The sequence below is a fragment of the Variovorax sp. UC122_21 genome (genome assembly GCF_044056785.1).
Lineage (GTDB): Bacteria > Pseudomonadota > Gammaproteobacteria > Burkholderiales > Burkholderiaceae_C > Variovorax.
Genome location: NZ_CP172004.1, coordinates 844,608 through 859,725, shown reverse-complemented (window position 1 = coordinate 859,725; position 15,118 = coordinate 844,608). Strand labels below are relative to the sequence as shown.

The following is a 15,118-nucleotide window of genomic DNA, read 5'->3' as shown; positions in this document are numbered from 1 at the left end:
CCAGATTGGAAGAGGATTATTCGCAGACTCCGAATAATCGCTGGGGTTTACCCGGGAACGCGCGCCCTCACTCGATCAGTTCGGCCGGGATCATTCCGCGCTCGATCAGGGTGGCGTCCCAGGGCGGCACGCGCGTGAAGCGGGTCGCGATGTGCTCGATGAACAGCCGCAGCTTGAGCGCGTTGCGCGAGGTGCCCGCATAGACGGCGCTCAGCGAGAACGACGAGAGCTGGTGCTCGGGCAGCACCACGCGCAGCTCGCCGCGCGCGATCGCGTCGCCCGCCACCAGCGTGGGCAGGCAGACGATGCCCGCGTGCTCGAGCGCGTACTCGCGCAGCAGGTGCACGCTGTTGGTCAGCAGCGCGGCCGCGAGGTAGATGGTGGTCTGCTCGCCCTGGTGGTGGAAGGTCCAGCGGTCGCGCGTGGGATAGCCCGAATACAGGCCCAGCTTGTGGCGGTGCAGCTCGCGCGGGTTGGCGGGCATGCCGTGGCGCTCGATGTACTCGGGCGTGGCGCACAGCAGCCGGCGCACCGGGAACAGCGGGCGCGACACCAGCTCCTCGGAGGCGGCCGGGAAGATCTGCAGCGCGCAATCGACGCCGGCCTTGACCGGATCGACCACCGCGTCGCTCACGATCAGCTCGAGGTGGATGTCGGGATAGATGGTGTGGAACTCGCGCAGCAGCGAGGCGAAGCGACCGAGCACCATGCCCGTGAGCGCATGCACGCGCAGCACGCCCGAGGGGGTGCCGCGCGCGTCGCGCATCTGGTCGACGATGTCGTTGGCGCGGCCCACGAGCTCCACGCAGTCGCGCAGGAAGGCCTGGCCCACGTCGCTGAGCCGCACCACGCGCGTGCTGCGGTGGAACAGCGGCGCGCCGAGGAACTCCTCGAGCTGCTTGACGCGCGTGGTCACCACCGAGTTCGCCACCCGGAGCTGGCGCGCCGCCTCCGCAAAACTCTGCGTCTGCGCGACGCGCACGAAGGCTTCGATGCTCTGGAGGCGGTCCATGGCGGGACTGTACTGTGCGGGCCGCGCGGCCGTACCCCGGGGCGACGCGGAGGGCGCACTTATGATCGCCGCCCTCAGACGGGAGAACACAACGACATGGCAACGGACTCCACCGCGCCCACCCTCGCCTCGCGCACCGCCGCCGAGGAACCCACGCTGCGCCGCGCGCTCGGCACGCGCCACCTGACGATGATCGCCATCGGCGGCTCGATCGGCACCGGCCTGTTCGTGGCCTCGGGCGCCACCGTGTCGCAGGCCGGCCCGGGCGGCGCGCTCGCGGCCTACCTGCTGATCGGCGCGATGGTCTATTTCCTCATGACCAGCCTCGGCGAGCTCGCGGCCTGCATGCCGGTGTCGGGCTCGTTCGCGACCTACGGCGCGCTCTACGTCGACGAGGGCTTCGGCTTCGCGCTCGGCTGGAACTATTGGTACAACTGGGCCGTGACCATCGCGGTCGAGCTCGCGGCCGCGCAGCTGGTGATGCAGTACTGGTTCCCGGGCACGCCGGCCATGCTGTGGAGCGCCCTGTTCCTCGGGCTGATGTTCCTGCTCAACGCGATCTCGGTGCGCGGCTTCGGCGAGGCCGAGTTCTGGTTCGCGCTGGTCAAGGTGGTGACGGTGATCGCCTTCGTGGTGGTCGGCGTGCTGATGATCTTCGGCATCCTGCGCGGCGACCGGCCCGCGGGCTTCGGCAACCTCACGCTCGGCGACGCGCCGTTCGTGGGCGGCCTGCCCGCGATGATCGGCGTGGCCATGATCGCGGGCTTCTCGTTCCAGGGCACCGAACTCATCGGCGTGGCCGCCGGCGAATCGGCCAACCCCGCGAAAAACATCCCGCGCGCGGTGCGCCAGGTGTTCTGGCGCATCCTGCTGTTCTACGTGCTGGCGATCGGCGTGATCGGCGTGCTGATTCCCTACACCGACCCGAACCTGATCAAGACCGACCTGCACGCCATCGGCGTGAGCCCGTTCACGCTGGTGTTCCGCCACGCCGGGCTGGCCTTCGCGGCCAGCGTGATGAACGCGGTGATCCTCACGGCCGTGCTGTCGGCCGGCAACTCGGGCATGTACGCCTCGACCCGGATGCTGTTCAACCTCGCGAAGGACGGCCGCGCGCCGCGCTGCTTCGCGCGGCTCACGCGCGCGGGCGTGCCGCTCAATGCGCTGCTCGCGACCACCGCGGTCGGCGCGCTGTGCTTTTTGACCTCGCTGTCGGAAAGCCAGGGCGTGTACCTGTGGCTGCTGAACCTCTCGGGCATGACCGGCTTCGTGGCCTGGCTCGGCATCGCGGTGAGCCACTACCGCTTCCGCAAGGGAATGATGGCGCAGGGACTGGACCTGTCGCTGCTGCCCTACCGCTCGCCCTTCTTCCCCTACGGGCCGCTGTTCGCCTTCGGCCTGTGCCTGGTGGTCACGCTGGGCCAGAACTACGCCGCCTTCACGGGCGGGCGCATCGACTGGATCGGCGTGTTCTCGACCTACATCGGGCTGGTGCTGTTCGTGGCGGTGTGGTGGGGCTACCGGCTGGCGCGCGGCAGCCGCTTCGTGGCCTACCGCGACATGCATTTCCCGGCCTTGCTGCGGCCGGCGCCGGGGCATGGGCTGGCGGATGCGGCCGGGGAGCGGGAGCGCGGCGGCGCCTGAACGGGGTTTCCACCGGTTTCCGTGGGAAAAGGCACGGCCCGTTGCCTCGAGGAATGGAACGGCGTTGCAGGCACGCCGCAGTGTGTCTGGAGGTTAACCGCCCCACTTACAATCCCCGGCGCATCCCCTTCCCTCTCCCTCACGAGGCCTCGTCCGCCATGCCCAAGAGCTCCCTGCGCACTCCCTTCAGCCTGACGCCCGTCGTGCGCGCCCTGTTCCTGGCCGCCGCGGTCGGCGCCACGGCGCTGTCCGCGCTGGCGGCGCCCGAGCACGAGGAGGTCGACCGCCTGATGCAGGCCGGCAAGCTCGAGGAAGCCTCGACCAAGGCCGACGCCTTCCTCAAGGACAAGCCACGCGACCCGCAGATGCGCTTCCTCAAGGGCGTGATCCAGCTCGACACCGGCAAGCGCGCCGAGGCGATCGCCGCCTTCACCCAGCTCACGCAGGACGCGCCCGAGCTGCCCGAGCCCTACAACAACCTCGCGGTCATCTACGCGAGCCAGAACCAGTTCGACAAGGCGCGCAACGCCCTCGAGAGCGCGATCCGCACCAATCCGAGCTACGCCACCGCCCAGGAAAACCTTGGCGACCTCTATGCGCGGCTCGCGAGCCAGGCCTACAGCAAGGCGCTGCAGCTCGACCAGAACAACACCGCGGTCGCGCCCAAGCTGGCGGTGATCCGCACGCTGTTCGTGCCGGCCGTGCCCGGCGCCAAGCCGACCCTGCTGGCGGCGGCGCCCGAGGCACCGCGTGCGGCACCGGCGGCGCCTGCGCCCGCCCCCGCGCCGGTCGCGAAGGCCCCCGCGCCCGCACCGGCACCCGCCGCGGCCCCCGTGCCCGCCCCGGCGCCCGCACCGGTGGCCAAGGCACCCGCGCCCGCTCCGGCCCCGGCCCCCGCCGTGGTCGCCAAGGCACCCGAGGCTTCGACGCCGGCCGCCGCACCGGCCGCGCCCGCCGCTTCGTCGAGTGCCAACGCAGAGGTCGAATCGGCCGTGCGCGGCTGGGCGGCCGCCTGGGCCGGCCAGGACATGGACCGCTACCTCGCCGCCTACGGCAGCGACTTCACGCCCGGCGGCGGCCAGAGCCGCAAGAGCTGGGAAGAAGAGCGCCGCGCGCGCATCGTCGGCAAGTCCAGCATCAGCGTGAACCTCGAGAACCTCGTGATCCAGGTCAATGGCCAGTCGGCCACCGCCAAGTTCCGCCAGGTCTACCGTGCCGACAACCTCAACATCTCCAGCCGCAAGACGCTGGAACTGCAGCGCTCCGGCGGCCAGTGGCACATTCGCAAGGAAAGCGTCGGCGGCTAGTGGCAGACATCGTCCGGCAGGGCCGGCCCCAGACCCCAGAATTCCGGCGCGGCGGGAGCCTCCTGGCCGCGCTGATGGCCGCATCGGCCCTCGTGCTCGCACTGCCCGCGGGCGCCGCCAGCCATTCGGGCAAGGCCTCGCATGCCAAGACGGCCGGCGCCAAGTCCGGCAAGGCTGCCGTCGGCGCCAGCCGCTCGGCGCAGAAGGAAAAAGCCGGCGCCAGGGAAGCGCGCGGCAGTCGCGAATCGCGCAGCGTGCGCGAAGCCCGGGAGGCACGTGAAGCCCGCGACGCCAAGGGCGCCAAGGCCCAGGCCCGCCTGAAGAAGGGGGCCGTGGCGACCGCGGCCGCCGCGGCGGCCGGCACCGCCGCCGTGGCCGAAGCCCGCGGCACGCGCAAGGCACCGCCCGCGGGCGCGATCCAGGAAGCCAGCAACGCCGAGGCGCGGCTGATCGCGATCTACGAACTCTTCGGCCGCGGCCAGGCGCGGCCCGCATTGGCCAAGGCGCGCGAACTGGTGCGCGACTACCCGAATTTCCAGCTCGCGCAGCTGGTGTACGGCGACCTGCTCGCCTCGCAGGTGCCCGCCGCGCACAGCCTTTCGGACGCCGCCAGCGTGGCGCGCCTGAAGGGCAACCCGGCCATGGCCGAGCTGCAGGAAGAATCGCGCCGCCGCCTGCAGGCGCTGCGCGAACGGCCGCCGCCGAACACCGTCCCGTCGCAGTTCCTCGAGCTGTCCACGCGCAGCCGCTACGCGATCGCCATCGACGCCTCGCGCTCGCGCCTGTACCTGCTCGAGAACGGCGACAAGGGCCTGAAGCTCGTGGCCGACTACTACATCTCGGTCGGCAAGTCGGGCATCGACAAGTCCGTGGAGGGCGATGCGCGCACCCCGCTGGGCGTGTACTTCATCACCAGCAGCCTCGATCCGAAGTCCCTCAAGGACCTCTACGGCGCCGGCGCGCTGCCGATCAACTACCCCAACGCCTATGACCAGCGCCGCGGCAAGACCGGCGGCGGCATCTGGCTGCACGGCACGCCTTCGCAGCAGTACGCGCGCGCGCCGCTGGCCAGCGACGGCTGCGTGGTCATGGCCAACCCCGACCTGCGCCAGTTGCTGCGCAAGGTGCAGATCGGCGCCACGCCGGTCGTCACCGCGCGCAGCCTGCAATGGATTTCCCAGCCCCAGGCCGAAAAGGACGCCCAATCCTTCACCAGCGCGATCAATGCCTGGAAAGACGCCCGGACCCAGGGAAATGAAGCGCAATTGAAGAAATTCTATTTGCCGGATTTTCAGCGCCAGGCGAAAAAATCGGCCGACGGAATTTCAATTGTCCGCGACGAGATGGAATACGCCCAGGGCCGGCGTATTCAGTTAAAGGATGTTTCCTACCTCCATTGGCGCGACAGCGAGGACACCATGGTCGCCACCTTCGGCGAGGTGTTCGAGGGGGAACGCAGCGGTCGCATGCGTCGCCAGTACTGGCTGCGCCAGGCCGGCGAGTGGAAGCTGTTCCACGAGGAAATCCTGGGCTGATCCCCCTTCGCAAGCAGGGTCAGACCCCTCAACTTGTGATTTTTTGCGCACGGTCCAACCCTTTCTGGACTGTTACATCTTTACCGTTCCGGGTCGTGTCACGTAACACGTAACACGCTTGTACCCGTAACGCGCCCCTCGCGCGCACCCCTGTTCCGTAACACTCCCTCCCGTCTTCATGGGATGTCGGTGCACGCCTACAGAGGGAAAAATCGTTTCCGAACTGTTACTCAGCGTCTCTGACCGACCGGTCAACCGATGTCCGTGGGAGCTGGCAGCTATCGTGCTAGCCATCTTCGGCTAGCACAGCGGAACACCCTTCCATCGGGTTTGCCTTGTTGATACACAGAGTTACGCCGGATAACATTCGCACCGCCAGCCCTTGTTAACGACTTTTTCTGAAAGGTTAATCATGCTCAACGCTATTGCCCGTTTTATTCGCGACGAAGAAGGTGCCACTGCTATCGAATACGGACTTATTGCGGGATTGATCGCCGCAGTTTTGGTGGCCGTACTCACCGGTCTTGGCACTCAAATCAAGGCCAAGTTCAATGAAATCCTAGTCGCAATTGGCGGAACGGCAGCGTAATCACGAGTTCCTATGACGGAATCGGCGCTGATATGCTTGATTTGGCTACTCTTCGTCGCCGTCTACGACTTTCGACAACGTCGTGTCCCCAACTGGCTTGTGCTTGCCGGAGCCGCGTCGGCTCTGGCGGCACTGGCACTTGGCAGCAATCCGTTCCAAAGCAGTTGGCAGTCGAGCCTGCTCGGCGCGGCGACAGGATTTGGTTGTCTTCTTTTCGTCTATGCCTTCGGATACATGGGAGCTGGCGACGTGAAGTTCGCTGCCGTCCTGGGGCTTTGGGTCGGTCTCGCCGCGCTGCTTCCCATTTGGATCATCAGCAGCCTTCTGGCCGCTGCCCATGGATTGCTCTGGCTTCTTCTTCGGCGCTGGGCGCTCTATCCCCGACTCGCAGCGCTACTTTTCCATCAGCCCACCTCGGTCGACGGCACATCGTCAAAGGGACGAACCAAATTCATTCCTTATGCGGCCTATCTTGCGTTCGCGAGCGTGGCATGGATTTCTTGGGGCCGACAGAACCTCTGGTGATACCGCTTTTTGGACACCGGTTCCCCTCAAAAGGCCTTGATTGCCAGCTCAAATCCCTCGGCCACCGCTCATGATCAATCTCACCAAAATCCTCGCCGCCATTCTTGTGCTTCTAGCTCTCGCACTGGGAGGGTACGCATGGGTCCTCAGCCGCAAAGCGCCACCGCCCCCCACCCGTGGCGGCAGACACTGGCGCCACGCCCGCGAAGGCGCCACAGGCGCAGACATTCCCCATCGTCGTTGCGGCCAGACCTCTGCCTGCAGGTCAAGCGATTCCGGCCGATGCCCTGCGCATTGAGCAACTTCCAATCAATCCGACGGGTGCCTTCAGGGAAACGGCTCCTCTGGCTGGCCGCGTTCCGGTCATTGATCTGGGGGAGGGCTCACCGCTTCTCGAAGGCCAGTTGGTTTCAGGCCTCGCCTTGCGCGTCGCGGAGGGCGAGCGCGCCGTGGCGGTCAAGGCCGATGAAGTCATGGGCGTGGGCAACAAGGTCCAGCCAGGCGACTTCGTCGATGTATTCCTGATGCTTAAGTCCGACGGCAAGGACATCGATCGGAGCCAAGCACGCCTGCTGCTGTCGCGCAAGCGCGTGCTTGCCTTCGGCAATGCCTCGGTGGATGGCCTACCTTCCAAAGCAGAGAAAAGCGGGAATCAACAGGCACAGCAACGCGCCGAAGCCACAAGAACGGCCGTGCTCGCTGTGCCGGTGGACGATGTGAACCGCCTCACGCTCGCTGAGAGCAGTGGTCGCCTGGTGTTGGCCCTGCGTAACCCCGCCGACATGTCGGAACCCAATCCCAAACTGTTCGCCGAACTGCCCACGGCTTTGCAACCTGCACCGGCCAAACCTGGCGACCCGCGCAGGCCGCCGCTCGAAGGACTGGACCGCGCGCAGGCCGGCGTGACAACAGCCGATTTCGTGACTGGAGGCAAGCCCGGGGCCGTGCGCCCGCCTATCGCCGTTGCGCAACGCGCCCCATCCGCAGGCAGCGGCAGCGGCAACCGTGGGGGACTTCAGGTTGAGGTCATCCGCGGCGACCGCAGCGAAACCATCCGGTACTGAGATCCGATCGCGCCACGCCATGCATGCCTCGCAGGAAAAAAACACCATGACGCTTCCTCCCTACGCGAAACCCAACGCTCCGGCCCACGCGCTGCGCCCGATCCTCGTAGCGTTGGGCCTGCTCGCGACGGGCGCATGGCCCGTCGCGTCTTTGGCAGCCGATGCGCAGGCCTTGGCCGCACGCGCACCGATGCAGTTGCTGATGGATGCCGGCACCCAAAAAGAACTCCTTATCCCCAAAGGCATCGAACGCATGGCCATCGCAGACGAGGCCGTGGCGGGAGTGACGCTCACCCGTCAATCGCCCAATTCCGTCGCCGCGCGTCTGCTTATCACTGGCAAGGCTGCGGGTCGGACCACACTGATGATTTGGGAAAAGGGCCAGTTATCCGCGACCGTCTACTCGCTCGAGGTGCGCCGGCGCAGCTCGACGCTTACGGGTTCGCTCGACAGCGTGATCGCGCACCAAGAAGCGCGCGACACCGCAATGGCAGCCGGCGCAGAAAAGTCCCCACTGGTCGATCGCTCCGTTGTCAACGTGCGCAGCAACACCGTTCAAGTCGAGGTGAAGGTTGTCGAATTCAACCGGAGCGTACTCAAGCAGGCCGGCCTAAATATCTTCAGCACGCGTGCCAACTCGAACGGCTTCAGCTTCGGATCGTTCACACCCGGGTCGCTGAGATCCGCGACTTTCGGCTCGGACGGAAGCATCAGCGGCGACTACAACAATCCCCTGTCGCAAGCATTCAGCCTGCTGTTCAATTTCGGCAAGGCAGGCATCGGCTTGAACGTCGGTTTTCTCGAAGGCAACGGCATGGCCCGCGTACTCGCCGAACCCACGCTCGTTGCACTGTCCGGCCAAAGCGCCAGTTTCCTTGCTGGCGGCGAACTGCCGGTGCCCGCCCCTCAGGGCTTGGGCACCACCACCATCGAATACAAGCCCTTCGGCATCGGCCTGACGCTCACGCCCACGGTGCTGTCCAACGATCGCATCGTGCTCAAGGTCGCACCCGAAGCCAGTGATCTCGACTACACCAATTCGCTGAGCATCAGCGGGGTGGCAGTGCCCGCCATTACCACGCGCCGAGCAGACACCACCGTAGAGCTCGGAGACGGCGAGAGCTTCATCATCGGAGGTTTGGTGAGCCGCACCACGACCTCGAACGCCGACAAGGTGCCGCTGCTCGGCGACATCCCGGTGCTCGGTACCTTCTTCAAGCAGAACAAGTACCAGATGAACGAGAAGGAGCTGGTGATCCTCGTGACACCGCATCTCGTGAAGCCCATCGCCCGCGATACTGACCTCACACCCTATTTGCCTGGTGGTGCAGAGCAACGCGACGGCCCTGTGTGGCGCGCGCACCTGCTGGGGCCTGCCTCCGGTACGACGGTACCGGGCTTCTCCCGTTGAGTGGAACCAGCTGCGCACGACCTGTGGCCGACGCCATGAACGCTCCTCGCGATCACCTTCCCGAGACCGGTGCAGAGACGTACGTCTTCGCTTCGGCCAATGGCAGCCACATCACGTGGCTGACAGACGCACTCGGCAAGCTAGGCACAGTGGTGGTTCTACCGCCCGATGCCAAGTCGATCGATGAACGCATCGCCTTGCTCAGCCCCTCTGCGGTCTTCCTCGATTTCTCGGGGGATCAAGCGCAGGCGGCGGCGGCTTTGAACCAGCGCTTGAAACGCGACTGGCCGGCGCTGGCCGTGTTGGCGACTGGCATCTCGGTAGAGCCCGCTTCGATGTTGGCCGCGCTACGCGCCGGCGTGGACGACTTCGTCGACATGGCAGCGCCGCCTTCCGATGCGATCCATACATTGCATAAGCTGCTGGACCGGCGCAGCAGCATGCAGGCGGGAACGCGTGGATGCACTCTCGCGCTTCTCGGTGCTCGCGCCGGGATCGGCGTGACTACGCTAGCGACCAGCCTGTCGCTATTGCTCAACGACCAACTGACTCAGCCTCAAGTGCCGGCCTCTGGACAGCCGCAGGCCCGCAATGCGCGCCATGGTGTCGCACTGCTTGACCTGGGCCTGCCGGCGCGCGATGGCCTTTTGTACCTCGACACGCAGAGCGGCTTCAGCTTCGTGGATGGGGTGCGCAACCTGCGTCGTCTAGATCAGACGCTGCTGCACACCGCGCTTGCGCATCACAGCAGTGGCTTGGCTGTATTGCCGCTGCCTGCGAGTCTCGCGCAAGTGCGCGAAATCTCGCATGCCGACTCGGTCGCGCTGATCAAGCGGCTCGGCGACTTCTTCGATTTCCAGATCGCCGACCTCGGCGGCTTCTCGACCATCGACTTCGTGGCGCAGACCGCGAAGGAAGCGCAGCGCTGCTGGGTCGTCTGCGACCAGAGCATCGGCGCCATCGTCTCCACCGCGAACATGCTCAAGGAACTGCGTACGCGCGGCATCGAGACCGACCAGATGTCGCTGGTGGTCAACAAGTTCGACAGCCACGTCGGCCTCGCGGCCAAGGACATCGCGGAGCGGCTCGAACTGCCGCTGCGCCACGTGCTGCCCGCGCGCAGCACGCAACTGCTGGCGGCCTCGAGCCGCGGCGAGATGCTGGTGCGCACCGCGCGCAACGACCCGTACTCGCAAGCCATCGCAGGCCTCGCACGCGGCCTGCACCAGGAATACACCTCTGGCTCCAGCCCGCAACCGGCGAAGGATCCACGCTGGACGGCGCTGATGTCGAAAGTCACCGGCTTCCGCAAGAGCCCTACCCAAGGTTGAACAGCCCATGTCCACCGATATCGAATTCGCCGACGACGACCAGGCGTTCATCACCTCCCAGCAGTTCCAGGACATCAAGAGCTGGACGCACGATCACCTGCTCAGCCGCATCGAGGAGCTGGGCGCGGAGTTCGGCCGCTGGTCGCGCGCCTCGATCCAGCAGTTCGTCGAGCTCGAGGTCGACAGCTTCGTGCGCCTGCGCCGCGTGCCGATCAACGACCGCGAGATGCAGCTCATCTCGGATGCGCTCACGAAGGAACTCGCGGGCTTCGGCCCGCTGGAAGACCTGCTCAACGACCCCGCGGTCGAAGACATCCTGATCAACGGCTACCAGAACGTCTACGTCTCGCGCCACGGCATCCTGGAGCGCGAGACCCTGCGCTTCGCCGACTCCGAGCACGTGATGCGCATCGTGCGCCGCATCCTCGCGCCGCTGGGCCGCCGACTCGACGAAGCCAATCCGATGGTCGACGCGCGCCTGCCCGATGGCGGCCGCATCAACGTGATCATCGAGCCGCTCGCGATCGACGGCCTGTCGGTCTCGATCCGCAAGTTCCGCAAGGAGCCGCTCACGCCGGCCGACCTGGTCAAGCTCGGCACCTTCGACGCCGGCATGGCGCAACTGCTCGAGATCGCGGTGCGCGCGCGCTGCAACGTGCTCGTGAGCGGCGGCACCAGCTCGGGCAAGACTTCGCTGCTCAATGCGCTGGCCAGCTTCATCCCGGCGCGCGAACGCGTGATCACCATCGAAGACACGGCCGAACTCTCGCTGAGCACCAGCCACGTGGTGCGGCTCGAGAGCCGCCCAGGCGGCTTCGACGGCCAGGGCGTGGTGTCGATCCGCGACCTGCTGCGCAACAGCCTGCGCATGCGGCCCGACCGCATCATTGTGGGCGAAGTGCGCGGCGCCGAAGTGATCGAGATGCTGCAGGCGATGAACACCGGCCACGAAGGCTCGATGGGCACGATCCACGCGAGCTCGCCGCGTGAGTGCCTTTATCGGCTGGAAATGCTCTCGGGTTTCGCGGGCTATCAAGGCAGCGAAGTGAGCCTGCGTCGGCAGATCGCCAGCGCGATCGATTTCATCGTACAGATTGGCCGCATGTCGAATGGCAAGCGCCGCATCATCTCGCTGAGCGAAGTTACAGGTGTCAACGACAACGTGGTGGCGATGCAGGAGTTGTATCGCTACGAACCCCTTGTCACGCCCGACGGAGAGGAGAAAAGACCGCTGGGTGTCGCTTGGCATAGCGCCTCACTCACCGAAGATCGCTCGTTTCCGGCAGTCTTTCACGCGCTCGCAGCAGGGAGACCACCGTGCGTGAGACCGTGCTGCTCGGCGTAGCCGTGGTGGCTTTGCTGCTGGCGGCGTCCGGCCTTTTCCTATGGCAATGGGCAAGAAAGCGCCAAGCACAGAACCTTGTTGGGCGGCACCTCGATCTGCAGATACAAGCTGGCGCAAGCGCGGCAGTTCCCCCGCCATTCGGCGTCGCACCGTCGTCGCGAGCCATCGCGCCCACCGATGATCTCTCTTCCGGGTTGACTTCCGATCCCTGGCTACAGACCGAAACGACGATCGCGAACGCGGCCCGCCCCACACGCTGGCTCGAACGGGTGCTCCCCGACTGGTTAGTGGGGGTTATCGAAGTCCGGACACTGGTCGCAGGCATCATCGCCATCGTCGTGCTGTCGCTGATCGCTGGATCTTTTGGCGGCTGGCTCGCAGGGTTTTCAGTCTTGGTATTGCTGGCACTGCTCGGTGCCTTCGCCGTCTGGCTGCGGCTGCAGAAAGTACGGCGCAAGCTGGTCAGCCAACTGCCAGGCTACATCGACACCATGGTGCGCCTCATCACCATCGGTAACTCAACGCAGGCTGCATTTCAGCTTGCGATCGGCAGTACACAGGAACCGCTTCGCGGACATCTGGAACGTTCGGCCGCGCTAGTTCGTGCTGGCGTGGATCTGGACAAGGCGCTGTATCAGACGGCAACCGATGCGCGCGTCGAAGAAATGTTCCTGTTGTCGTCGATTCTCGGACTGGGGGTGCGATACGGCGGTCGGGCGGACCTGCTTCTCGAGCGAGTGAGCAACTTCATGCGCGATCGCGAGCAGGCGGAGCACGAACTTATCGCCCTCTCTTCTGAGACGAGACTGTCCGCCTGGATCCTTGGCCTGCTTCCGTTGCTCGTTGGCACAGCCATCATCGCAAGCAACCCTGCCTATTTCCTCGGAATGTGGCACGACGGCACTGGCCGCGTGCTCATCTTCTCCGGTGTCGGCCTTCAACTGACGGGTGCACTGCTGCTGTACAGGCTCGCGAGACTCACATGACCTTGACGCCCGAAACACTGACCGCCATCAGCCTCGCACTGCTGGCGCTCGGTCTTCTCATCGCCGGCGGTACGCTAGTCGCGGCGGAGCTTCGCCGCACGCGCAGCGGACAGGCGATCGGCAAGGCCATCGAGCGCGGGACGACAGCGCTTCCCGGGACCTCAACCGATGCGTCGATCGACCTTGGACAACCGTATGCATCTGAGGTCGAGCTTCCCTTCCATTGGCTGCGATCGCCACTGGGACGCGCACTGGTCGCGGACGAGGACCGCAATCTCATCGACCAATGCGGGCTGTCGTCGCAACGCACGCAATTGATCTTCTTGGTGACGCGCATCTTCCTGGCGTTGCTATTGCCAGCACTTGCCTTCGTTTTCTGGAACCCGGGAGAGAAGCAGAACCTCGTCGTTCCAGTTCTGGCCGCACTTTTTGTCGTGGGCTTCATGAGCCCCAAATGGGTGCTTGGACGGATCGCTGCCAATCGCCGCGAACGCGTGGCCAAGGAACTCCCTCTCTTCGTGGATCTGCTGAAGTTGCTGCAGGGCGTGGGAATGAGCTTGGACCAGAGCCTCCAGATCATGGCCGCCGATTTCTCACATGTACTTCGCGTATTGGGTTATGAATTGACACTTGCCAATCGCCAGTATTCGCAAGGCCGAACCCGCGAGCACTCCCTGCATCGTCTCGCCACATTGCACAAGAACGAGAATTTACGCAGCCTCGTGGCATTGCTGGTGCAAGTCGATCGTCACGGCGGAGCCGTCCAGGAACCGCTGCGGACCTTCAGCGATCGCCTTCGCGAGCATCGCCGCTCCGAGATGAAAGAGCGCATCGGAAAGATCACCGTGAAGATGACTGCCGTCATGGTCACGACGCTGCTACCCGCCCTGGTGATCGTGACTGCTGGCCCTGGCTTCATCGCCATCTTCCGCGCACTGGGGAGTACCGCCAAATGAGAACCATCGTCCCTTCTGCGCACGCATCGGGCCTGCGTGCCGCCGCGTACGTTGCCATTGCGGGTCTTGTACTCGCGACGGCCGGCTGCGCCGCAACCAAGGACCACTACGCCGCGAGCGAAGATGCCCAGCAGCGGCAGGCCTTTGAGGCCGCCAGTGAAACGAAGACCGGCGCCAACATCGACACCCAAGCCACCTACATCAAAGTCGTCGACCAGATGCAGCAGCAAGGCTTGTGGTTTGCTTCGCTCGCTCACATCGACGCATTGGAACAACGCTGGGGCATCACGCCCGATTCGACGCGCCTGCGCGCCGATGCACTGCGCCAGACCGGACAGGCCGACCTTGCCGAAATTTCCTACAAGCGCCTGCTGGCTACACCGATGGCGAGTGCGGGCTATCGGGGTCTGGGCCTGATTGCCGGCGCGCGAGGCTACTATGCGGAGGCGGCGCAGTTGCTGAAGCAGGCACAGCGCCGTACGCCGACCGATCCGCTGCTCCTGAGCGACCTGGGCTATGCCAGTCTTCGCGCCGGTCAGGTCGAGGAGGCGCGCCTGCCGCTGATGCAAGCCTTGCAGCTACAGCCCGACAGCAAACAGGCCCAGGCCAACGTAGCGCTCTACCTCGAAGTTTCGAATCAGCGCGATCAGGCAACCGCCTTGATGGATGCGAACCGCATGCCCGAAGCAACGCGCGCCGCTGTGCGCGAAGCAGCACGGCAGATGCGAACAGCGGGCAGTCCTGCCGTGGCGGCAGACGCGGCGGCCGCCAGCACGTCGAACGTCACATCGCTTCAGGTCATCCGCGAGGATTCGACCTTCCCGTTGGCACTCAAGCCTTCCCGCTGGGCCGGCATGGGCGGCGTCCGAACTGCCAGCCAATTGAACCCGCAAGCCTCGACCCCGGAGGCTTCTCCCTCACTGATCCCGACCTCACAAGGCACACCATGAGCAACAACAACGAGTCCGTCAACCGGATAGCGACCTTGTCCGCCTGCATGCTTGTCGCGGCAGTCTTCTTCGTCGCAACGGCGGCATCTGCGCAGACCGTGTCGACGAGCACCGTTCAGGACAGCACTTCGGCAAACAAGGCGCCCGCAACGACCGAGGCCGTGCAACCCGGTGCGGCGGCCGCCATGATGCCAGCACAAGATGACCAGGCAACTGCAGAAGAGGAAGAAGAGTTCTACGACGTCCCGCTTCAGATCGGCGATGCGACTTCGAATCTGCTCGCGTGGCAGCGAAGCGGTCAGGTTTCGTCGACCACGCCTCGGCCGATCGCAGGTAGCGTCGCCAACAGAAGCTATGAGCGCTATCTAAAGAGCTTCGATTATCCGATTCCCGAACAATTTAACTCTTCCGTCAAGTCAACGAGCGGAAGCAGCGGGAAGTGATCCTGTATTCCCGGCACTGC

Annotated in this window: 13 protein-coding genes and 1 pseudogene; 13 read left to right on the top strand and 1 reads right to left on the bottom strand. The window is 65.3% G+C overall.

Annotated elements, in window-relative coordinates:
- Positions 1-67: 67 nt before the first annotated feature.
- Positions 68-1,012 (bottom strand): LysR family transcriptional regulator, encoded by a 945-nt coding sequence (locus ACHMXE_RS16265; RefSeq protein ID WP_208511257.1) that lies wholly within the window; start codon positions 1,010-1,012, stop codon positions 68-70.
- A 96-nt stretch (positions 1,013-1,108) separates the two neighbouring features.
- On the opposite strand from ACHMXE_RS16265, the gene ACHMXE_RS16260 reads away from it, so the two are divergent.
- From ACHMXE_RS16260 to ACHMXE_RS16200, 13 genes and pseudogenes are all read left to right on the top strand, one after another.
- Entirely contained in the window at positions 1,109-2,656 is a 1,548-nt protein-coding gene (locus ACHMXE_RS16260) for an amino acid permease (protein ID WP_209541967.1), read from the top strand.
- Positions 2,657-2,814: 158 nt separating this feature from the next.
- Positions 2,815-3,963, top strand: coding sequence for a tetratricopeptide repeat protein (locus ACHMXE_RS16255; protein WP_395350205.1), 1,149 nt, complete (start codon positions 2,815-2,817; stop codon positions 3,961-3,963).
- Between the two features lie 74 nt (positions 3,964-4,037).
- A complete protein-coding gene (locus tag ACHMXE_RS16250) occupies positions 4,038-5,498 on the top strand; it encodes a murein L,D-transpeptidase family protein (protein ID WP_395350204.1) in 1,461 nt (486 codons plus the stop codon).
- A gap of 412 nt (positions 5,499-5,910) precedes the next feature.
- On the top strand, positions 5,911-6,087 hold the full coding sequence (locus tag ACHMXE_RS16245; protein WP_395350203.1) for a Flp family type IVb pilin: 177 nt from the start codon (positions 5,911-5,913) through the stop codon (positions 6,085-6,087).
- A gap of 12 nt (positions 6,088-6,099) precedes the next feature.
- Positions 6,100-6,612, top strand: coding sequence for a prepilin peptidase (locus ACHMXE_RS16240; RefSeq protein WP_395350202.1), 513 nt, complete (start codon positions 6,100-6,102; stop codon positions 6,610-6,612).
- Between the two features lie 176 nt (positions 6,613-6,788).
- Positions 6,789-7,676: a Flp pilus assembly protein CpaB gene (gene cpaB / locus ACHMXE_RS16235; protein WP_395350201.1), complete on the top strand. Its 888-nt coding sequence runs from the start codon at positions 6,789-6,791 to the stop codon at positions 7,674-7,676.
- Positions 7,677-7,866: 190 nt separating this feature from the next.
- Entirely contained in the window at positions 7,867-9,087 is a 1,221-nt protein-coding gene (locus ACHMXE_RS16230) for a type II and III secretion system protein family protein (RefSeq protein ID WP_395352697.1), read from the top strand.
- Between the two features lie 35 nt (positions 9,088-9,122).
- A complete protein-coding gene (locus tag ACHMXE_RS16225) occupies positions 9,123-10,418 on the top strand; it encodes a CpaE family protein (RefSeq protein ID WP_395350200.1) in 1,296 nt (431 codons plus the stop codon).
- Positions 10,419-10,425: 7 nt separating this feature from the next.
- Positions 10,426-11,743, top strand: a pseudogene (locus ACHMXE_RS16220) (CpaF family protein).
- Positions 11,736-12,749, top strand: coding sequence for a type II secretion system F family protein (locus tag ACHMXE_RS16215; RefSeq protein WP_395350198.1), 1,014 nt, complete (start codon positions 11,736-11,738; stop codon positions 12,747-12,749). Before ACHMXE_RS16220 ends, ACHMXE_RS16215 begins: the two are co-directional and overlap by 8 nt.
- Positions 12,746-13,705: a type II secretion system F family protein gene (locus tag ACHMXE_RS16210; RefSeq protein WP_395350197.1), complete on the top strand. Its 960-nt coding sequence runs from the start codon at positions 12,746-12,748 to the stop codon at positions 13,703-13,705. Before ACHMXE_RS16215 ends, ACHMXE_RS16210 begins: the two co-directional genes overlap by 4 nt.
- Positions 13,702-14,655 (top strand): hypothetical protein, encoded by a 954-nt coding sequence (locus ACHMXE_RS16205; RefSeq protein ID WP_395350196.1) that lies wholly within the window; start codon positions 13,702-13,704, stop codon positions 14,653-14,655. Before ACHMXE_RS16210 ends, ACHMXE_RS16205 begins: the two co-directional genes overlap by 4 nt.
- A complete protein-coding gene (locus ACHMXE_RS16200) occupies positions 14,652-15,098 on the top strand; it encodes a DUF3613 domain-containing protein (protein WP_395350195.1) in 447 nt (148 codons plus the stop codon). Before ACHMXE_RS16205 ends, ACHMXE_RS16200 begins: the two co-directional genes overlap by 4 nt.
- The last annotated feature ends 20 nt before the right edge of the window (positions 15,099-15,118 follow it).